Origin of the sequence: Tepidiphilus thermophilus (assembly GCF_001418245.1) — a bacterium.
GTDB lineage: Bacteria > Pseudomonadota > Gammaproteobacteria > Burkholderiales > Rhodocyclaceae > Tepidiphilus > Tepidiphilus succinatimandens.
Map to the genome: position 1 here is coordinate 1 of NZ_LIPU01000029.1, position 7,021 is coordinate 7,021.

The window sequence follows — 7,021 nt, forward strand, 5'->3', positions numbered from 1 at the left end:
TCCACAGCCAAGGTGGTAAGTGAACTGCCGGCTCCTGTCAAAAGGAGCTTTGCAGAGGCTTGAGCCGTATGCGGGGAAACTCGCACGTACGGTTCTTAGGGGGCGGGGCGGCAGTAATGCCGTCCTGCTACCCGACACCGGGAACTGCGACGACGCACCCGGGTGGCCAGCATCTTCCCCAACATGGATTCCTGCCTGCGCCTGGTCTCGGCGCTGCTGGCCGAACTCGACGACGAGTGGATGACCGGCAAGGTCTATCTCAACCTCAACCCGTAACCCCGGCGTCATGACCAACACCACGGAAATTTACAGAAAAAAGGTTGCACAACCGAGACCGAGGTGGGTGGGCGATTGCTGCGGGTTCATTTCGCGGTCAATACCTTGGGCTATTCGCGGCGCTTTCATGTCTGGGCGGCCCCGTGTGAGGATGCCGAACACACCTACGAGGGGCTGATTCGCGCTTTCGAACACTTTGGCGGCGTGCCGGGTGAAGTCTGGGTGGACAACCAGAAAGCAGCGGTGCTTGCCCACGGGCTCGATGGAGGCGTGCGGTTCAATCCGGGCTTTTTAGCGCTTGCCGCACACTATGGGTTTCGCCCCAAGGCCTGCCGACCGCACCGGCCGCAGACCAAAGGGAAAGACGAGCGGATGGTGCGCTACGTCAAAGAGAACTTCTTTCAGCGCCACCGGGCGTTTGAAAGCCTGGCGCATCTCAACCAGTTGCTCCAAAAGTGGCTTGCCGAGGTGGCCGACGAGCGGGTGCACGGTACCCACAAGGAGGTCGTGCGCGAGCGCTTCGAAGCGGAACGCGCGCATCTTGCCCCGTTGCCGCCGGTGCGCTTCGATACCAGCTACCGGCAGACCCGACGGGTGGCGCTCGATGCCTTCATCGACGTGCGCGGCAACCGCTACAGCGTGCCCGCACACTTGTGTGGGCAAACCGTATTCATCCACATGGCCCTGGACGGTACGCTCAAAGTGTTCGACAGCGAAGGCACGGTGGTAGCCGAACACCAGCTGCGTCCGAAGCGCACAGGTTGGAGCGTCGTGCCCGAGCACCATGCCCGGCTGTGGCAGGAACTCAAGGTCGAGACCAGAAGCCTGACCGCTTACGCGGAGGCGGCATCATGGAACTGATGCACCTGATGCGCCAACTCAAGATGGAGTACCTGATCGCAAATCTCGACGCCCTGTGCGAACAAGCGGCAAAGCAAGAGCTCGACTACCGCAGCTTTCTTGCCGATGATCCGAAGCCTTGCCGGACTGGCGTTTGTGCAGCGGGCAGAGAACGTCATCCTGTTAGGGCCACCGGGCGTGGGCAAGACCCACCTGGCCATCGCGCTTGGCGTGAAGGCTGCCGAAGCGGGTCATCGGGTGCTGTTTCTGACGCTGGAGGAAGTGATGAACCGGCTCAAGCGTGCCCAGCAGGAGAAACGCCTGGAGCGGCAACTGCAGCAGCTTACCTACCCCAAGGTGCTGATCGTCGATGAGATCGGCTACCTGCCGCTTGAACGACAGGAAGCGAGCCTTTTCTTTCGATTGGTGGCCCGACGCTACGAAAAAGGCTCGATCATTCTCACCTCGAACAAAGGGTTTGCCGACTGGGGCGAGATCTTTGCCGACCAAGTGGTGGCCACGGCCATTCTCGACCGGCTGCTGCATCATGCCACCACCCTCAACATCAAGGGCGAGAGCTTCCGGCTCAAGGAAAAGCGCAAAGCCGGGCTCCTGACCAAAGCGGCCAACCTACCCCAACCAGAAGGAGACAGGTAGCCCACCACCTACGGCCTGGGCAGCCAAGCAGCATTCCGTTGAAAACCGGACATCTCGAATCGGTGAAAAGCGGTCAATTGTGGTCGGTGTTGACAACAGCAACATCACTCAAACTCTCGCCCCTGAGTGAGCGGACTAGGTTCTCAGCAGCCCGCATTTCAATTTCGAACCGTACGCGTCTCACAGCCGAGCCGATGTGGGGAGTGAGTACTGTTCTGGGGTTGTTGATCAATCCCGGATGAATTTCGCGAGGTCTGTCTGGAAGTAGCCAATCTTCCATCTCATAGACGTCAGCGGCGTACGCGCCAAGTTGCTCATTAGCCAAGGCATCGACAACCGCCCTTTCGTCGACCACAGACCCCCTACCCACGTTTACAAGGATCTGGCCCTTTTTCGATAGTTGAAGCACCCTGGAGTCAACCAGGTGGCGCGTATCGCTAACAAGAGGCACTGCCAGGAACACATAGTCCGATGTGCTGAAAGCCTCATCGAGCGTGACCAGTTCGACCTGATCTAGACGCACACTTGGGTCTACACCAAGCAGCCGCGCGCAGCCAAAGCCCGCGAGTCGCGCCAATATGGCCTGCCCAACTTTTCCGAGACCGATCACGCTGGCCACCGACCCATGAAGCCCGGTTCCGTATAGAACTGGCCTCCACCCAGAGTAGCCTGCTCTTGTAGCGGCGTCACCCTGAAGCACGTTCCTGCCAGCAGCAATAGCCAATCCGATGGCCAGCTCGGCTGTGGGCTCTGTGAGGAGGTCAGGAACAAAGGTGACGGTCACCCCGGCTTGTGCGCAAGCCCTCAGGTCAAAGTTGTCATACCCCTTCAGGGCGCAAGCGATGGTCTTGAGCCTGGGAGCGTGCAACAGGGTTCGCTGATCTACCCGGTCAGACATGAAAGCCATCATTGCGTCGGCATCCTTCAGATGACGGTGGAGCTCGGCCTCGCTCCACGGCTCAGGACCGGGATTCATCACCACTTCACCAACCTGCATAAGACGCGCCAGTACCTCTTCATGGATGGGCTGCGTCACCACAATTTTCGGCATCATTACCTTCCTCTCTCTTTCTATTTCAGATGTTTGCGAAGCGCCGACCCAATGCCGTCGACCACGAGCACGCATATGAGGATGGACAGCAAAATGGCGGAGACCTCGTCGTACTTGGTCAGGCGCAGAGCTGCCATGAGTTCGAAGCCAATGCCGCCCGCACCCACGATGCCCATCACTGCCGATGCGCGAAAGTGATATTCCCATCGGTAGATGGTGATGTCCGCCAACTGGGGCAAAACCTGCGGTAACACAGCATGGGTGATGACCTGAAAGCGGCTTGCGCCTACCGCAGCAGCTGCTTCAAGTGGCTTCGGATCCACGTGCTCAATGGCTTCCGCGTAAAACTTTGCGACCATTCCCGTGGAATGCAACGCCAGTGCGAGCACCCCAGGTAGAGCACCAAACCCTACGGCTGCCACGAACAGAATGCCAAGAATGATTTCTGGCACGGACCGGAATGCCGCCAGGATGACTCTGGCCACTCTTCCCACCCAAGGATTGGGGGTGGTGTTTGGAGCCGCCAGGAGCGCCAGCGGAAGTGAAAGCACGATAGTCAGTGCTGTGCCGGCAATCGACATCGCCAAGGTGTCCCTCAGCGGGATGACCCAGTGCTCCCAGCGGTCGAAGTTGGGAGGGACCATCTCAGATAAGAGCTGCTTGACAGCCGGGGCGCCTTCGATGAACCGCTGTGCATCGAAGAACCCCGTGACGTACAGGGCTACAAGGCAAACCAGAAGGACGAACGCTGTATTGAGCAGTCCAATGAACTGCTCCCGCTTGTCGCGACTGATGATGTTCTCGAATGCAGCCGAGGTCATTGCATACGGCCCAAATCAAGCTTCAGGATGGTTGCGGTATCCCTAATGACGTCATATGCAGCGTCATCAGTGGGGGCAAACGCCTGGACACGAAACGCCTTGAGCACCTCAGCATCCTTCATGTCCAGAAAGGAAGAGCGGATGGCAGCTTTGAGCTCAGGCTTGAGGTCCCCCTGCATGACGACCGGATAGTTTGGAATGGGAGCAGAAAGGTCAAGCTGAACAATCTTCGTGGCATCAATGCTTCCTCGAGCGATGAGGTTGTCCAGAATCGGCTTGGACAGAGCCCCGGCTGGAATCTGACCCGACTGCACCGCACGTGCGACCGCGTCATGTGCCCCAAGGTGAACTGGCCGATAGTCCTTCTCACCATCAAGCTTGTACTTCTTGAGCAGGTGTGCACGTGGTACAAGGTGGCTTGATGTGGACGCCTGGTCGCCAAATCCGAAGGGCTTGCCGCGCACGTCTTCAAGCGTTTTCACCGGCCCTCCGGCCGTTGCGATGAAGACCGACTGGTATGTGGGCGACCCACGTTCAACGCCCACCGCAAAGGGCTCAATCCCGGGCGCCTTAGATTTGGCCAAAACGTACGAGAACGGTCCAAAGTACGCTACCTCAATCCGACCGAACCGCATTGCCTCGATCATCGAGGAGTAATCGGTAGTCACCACAATCTCAACATCCTTCTTGAGCTGCTGTTCAAGATAGCGCTTAAGAGGCTGCGCGTTCTGGATGACGCTGGCAGCGTTCTCATCTGGAAGAAGGGCGACACGAAGCTTTGATGGATCCTTTCCCTGCGCATGAGCCCACAGAGGAAGGAGTGCAGCAAAAGAAGCTGCGCTGACAACAAGAAAGAAGTTACGGCGATTCAGCATGGCAAGAGCTCCTTGGTTTAACTGGATTGAAGAGTTCGGGGGCTATCAGTGGACGCACTCGTGTTGGAAGCGTTGGACTGCTTTGCATAGAGGTTCCGCACAACATCGGGACTCAGCTGCTCTGCCCTACCCTCGAATACAACAGCTCCCTGGCGGAGCCCAATGATTCGGTCTGCAAACGAGCGCGCGAGCTCCACCTGGTGAAGACTCACGATTGCGGTGAGGTGGTCCTTCTTGCAGATCTCATGCAACAAGGTGAGCACGCTATGTGCGGTTGCCGGGTCCAGGCTGGCAACAGGCTCATCGGCCAGCAGGATTCGTGGCTTCTGTATTAGCGCCCTAGCTATGCCTACGCGCTGCTGCTGCCCCCCAGACAAGGCATCAGCCCGGGAGAGCGCCTTTTCGAGCAGCCCGACACGCTCAATCACTGTGAGCGCCTCCAGCTTGTCCTTCTTGCTCCACGGCCATAGCGAAGCGAATGCACCCCTGTCACCGAGCTTTCCCATCAGAACATTCCTGAGGACCGACTGACGTCCAATCAGATGATGCTGCTGGAAAACCATCCCACAGCGCTTGCGGTGCTCTCTCAGCGTCTTTGCGTTGACTACCCCACCTGCCAGGCCAGGTATCGATACCTCGCCTTTTGTGGGCAGCACCAGTCCATTGATGGTTCGTAACAAGGTGGACTTCCCTGCGCCCGAGGCGCCCAGAAGCACCAAAAACTCTCCCTGCTTCACATCCAGACTCGTCGGGTGCAAGGCCACGGTCGAGTCACCGTAGCGGACGGAAACTCCCTTGAGACTCAGAACGACTCGGTCCTTCTCCAACTTCATGTTGTTACCTTTGCAAGTTTCTGCCTGCGAGCAGCGCGAGAGCGCTTATGACGCACATTTGCCGCAGAAAGAAGTTCGATACGGCTAGGCATGCGTGCATTTTATTCGTGGAATGTGACATCAATATGAAACTTGGACCCCGAAAAATAGGGGTATCTATAGATAACACCTATGTCTGGACTCACGCTCATCAAGGCGGCAGCACCCCAGGCGCGCGACTTCACCAACCGGCGCGTGCGCAAGCCCGACGGGCAGGACGAGGCCGAGCGGCTGCGCAACCGCACCAAGAGCCGCACTCGGGCGCGCGTGGAGCACCCGTTTCACGTGCTCAAGCGCCTGTGGGGGTTCGTCAAGGTGCGCTACCGCGGACTTGCCAAGAACGCCAACCGCGTCTTCACGGCGCTAGCGATGGTCAATCTGTATATGGCCGCGCGGCGCGTGCCGGCGTTGGTGCGCCCATAGTGCGCCCAATGCGGGCCAGGTGGCCCGAAAACGGGCCCGCAGGGGCCGCCAGAGCGAGCAAAATCGTGCCGCCCAAGCCCGTACAGCCCGCATCGCTACCCCTGCTGCAACTTGATCAGCGTTTCCCTAGGGAACCTCTGCACTACCCCGCCCACTCGTTCGTGGCGACGAGTTCAGGGTCAATATCGTTTCGTAGGATGGGATCGAAACAGATGCTGAACGGTTCTTGGGCTCCAGCAAGCCCCTTCGTGGGCCCTCTGCAGCCTCATCCGGCCCCAGTGAGCCCACTGCGGGCGCACTTATCCCGTCCGGCGCAGCCAGCAAGGCTTTGCGCGCCAGCCACAGATTGACCAGCGCAAACAGGACGTTGAGCTGCGCGCCGTTCTTGGCCAAGCCTCGATAGGGCGTCTTGCGGTAGCCAAACTGGCATTTGAGTACCCGAAACGGATGCTCACCCTTGGCACGAATGCGCGCCTTGGTGCGTTCCAAGGCATCCATCACCTGGCCAAGAAAAGTGCGCTTGTCCAATGCCCGGCGCTTGCCCGGCCGCATGGCCACGTGCCAAGCGACTTGCTTGCCCTGGTTTTCCGCTCGCTTGTCCACTCCCTGATAGCCCGCATCGGCAAAGACGTCGGTCTCTTGCCCGTGCAAGAGCCGATGCGCCTGCGTCACATCCGAGACGTTGGCAGCGGTGGCCACCACCGTGTGTACCAGCCCTGTCTCGGCGTCGACCCCAACGTGCGCTTTCATGCCGAAGTACCACTGGTTGCCCTTCTTCGTCTGGTGCATCTCAGGGTCGCGCTCACGGCGGGCGTTCTTGGTCGAGCTGGGAGCAGCAATGAGCGTGGCATCCACGATGGTGCCGCTCTTGAGCATGAGGCCACGCTCGGTCAGGAGGTTGTGTACCATCCTTTCTGTAAATTCCGTTTAGCGCCTCTGGCAGGAAGTGCGCGGCGCTCGGTCTGACGCCATGACTTCGAGAAAGGAGTATGCCCATCATGGCGATGCGTGTCGAAACCAATCCTTTGGAAATGGCTTATGCTGTGTTGCTCGAACACGGACTGGAGGGTGCCGGCGAGGCTCTGCGCATCCTCGTCAATGAAGCCGCCAAGATCGAACGATCCCAGTTCCTTGGAGCGGCGCCCTATGAACGTAGTGAGCGACGGCGTGACTACGCCAACGGGTACAAACCCAAGACGGTACTCA

General features: G+C 59.0%; 5 protein-coding genes and 5 pseudogenes. 5 read left to right on the forward strand and 5 right to left on the reverse strand.

Features of this window, described 5'->3' with window-relative positions; genetic code table 11:
• Positions 1-135: 135 nt before the first annotated feature.
• The 3 genes and pseudogenes from ASC37_RS11400 to istB form a co-directional block, all read left to right on the forward strand.
• Positions 136-276 (forward strand): annotated as a pseudogene (locus ASC37_RS11400) (transposase); the annotation flags it as partial.
• Between the two features lie 63 nt (positions 277-339).
• The gene (gene istA / locus ASC37_RS11095; RefSeq protein WP_072248013.1) at positions 340-1,137 is read left to right on the forward strand and encodes an IS21 family transposase; all 798 of its coding nucleotides are present in this window, start codon (positions 340-342) and stop codon (positions 1,135-1,137) included.
• Positions 1,125-1,773, forward strand: a pseudogene (gene istB, locus ASC37_RS11100) (IS21-like element helper ATPase IstB). The gene istA and the pseudogene istB overlap by 13 nt, the downstream one beginning before the upstream one ends.
• A 73-nt stretch (positions 1,774-1,846) precedes the next feature.
• Here istB and ASC37_RS11105 read toward each other — a convergent pair.
• From ASC37_RS11105 to phnC, 4 genes are read right to left on the reverse strand one after another with little or no spacing between them, the layout of a single operon-like run.
• Positions 1,847-2,827: a phosphonate dehydrogenase gene (locus ASC37_RS11105; protein ID WP_055424425.1), complete on the reverse strand. Its 981-nt coding sequence runs from the start codon at positions 2,825-2,827 to the stop codon at positions 1,847-1,849.
• A 17-nt stretch (positions 2,828-2,844) separates the two neighbouring features.
• The gene (gene phnE / locus ASC37_RS11110; protein ID WP_055424426.1) at positions 2,845-3,645 is read right to left on the reverse strand and encodes a phosphonate ABC transporter, permease protein PhnE; all 801 of its coding nucleotides are present in this window, start codon (positions 3,643-3,645) and stop codon (positions 2,845-2,847) included.
• Entirely contained in the window at positions 3,642-4,520 is an 879-nt protein-coding gene (gene phnD / locus ASC37_RS11115) for a phosphate/phosphite/phosphonate ABC transporter substrate-binding protein (RefSeq protein ID WP_055424427.1), read from the reverse strand. Before phnD ends, phnE begins: the two co-directional genes overlap by 4 nt.
• A gap of 17 nt (positions 4,521-4,537) precedes the next feature.
• On the reverse strand, positions 4,538-5,353 hold the full coding sequence (gene phnC / locus ASC37_RS11120) for a phosphonate ABC transporter ATP-binding protein (protein ID WP_055424428.1): 816 nt from the start codon (positions 5,351-5,353) through the stop codon (positions 4,538-4,540).
• Positions 5,354-5,539: 186 nt separating this feature from the next.
• On the opposite strand from phnC, the pseudogene ASC37_RS11125 reads away from it, so the two are divergent.
• A pseudogene (locus tag ASC37_RS11125) lies at positions 5,540-5,815 on the forward strand (transposase); the annotation flags it as partial.
• A 318-nt stretch (positions 5,816-6,133) separates the two neighbouring features.
• On the opposite strand, the pseudogene ASC37_RS11130 reads toward ASC37_RS11125, so the two are convergent.
• Positions 6,134-6,709: pseudogene (locus ASC37_RS11130) on the reverse strand (IS5 family transposase); the annotation flags it as partial.
• 104 nt (positions 6,710-6,813) lie between these two features.
• On the opposite strand from ASC37_RS11130, the pseudogene ASC37_RS11135 reads away from it, so the two are divergent.
• Positions 6,814-7,021: pseudogene (locus ASC37_RS11135) on the forward strand (IS256 family transposase); the annotation flags it as partial.

What these genes read in the sequence shown, in the direction of transcription:
- ASC37_RS11105 (WP_055424425.1), bottom strand. Translation starts at nt 2,827, where the DNA reads ATGATGCCGAAAATTGTGGTGACGCAGCCCATCCATGAAGAGGTACTG.
- phnE (WP_055424426.1), bottom strand. Translation starts at nt 3,645, where the DNA reads ATGACCTCGGCTGCATTCGAGAACATCATCAGTCGCGACAAGCGGGAG.
- phnD (WP_055424427.1), bottom strand. Translation starts at nt 4,520, where the DNA reads ATGCTGAATCGCCGTAACTTCTTTCTTGTTGTCAGCGCAGCTTCTTTT.
- phnC (WP_055424428.1), bottom strand. Translation starts at nt 5,353, where the DNA reads ATGAAGTTGGAGAAGGACCGAGTCGTTCTGAGTCTCAAGGGAGTTTCC.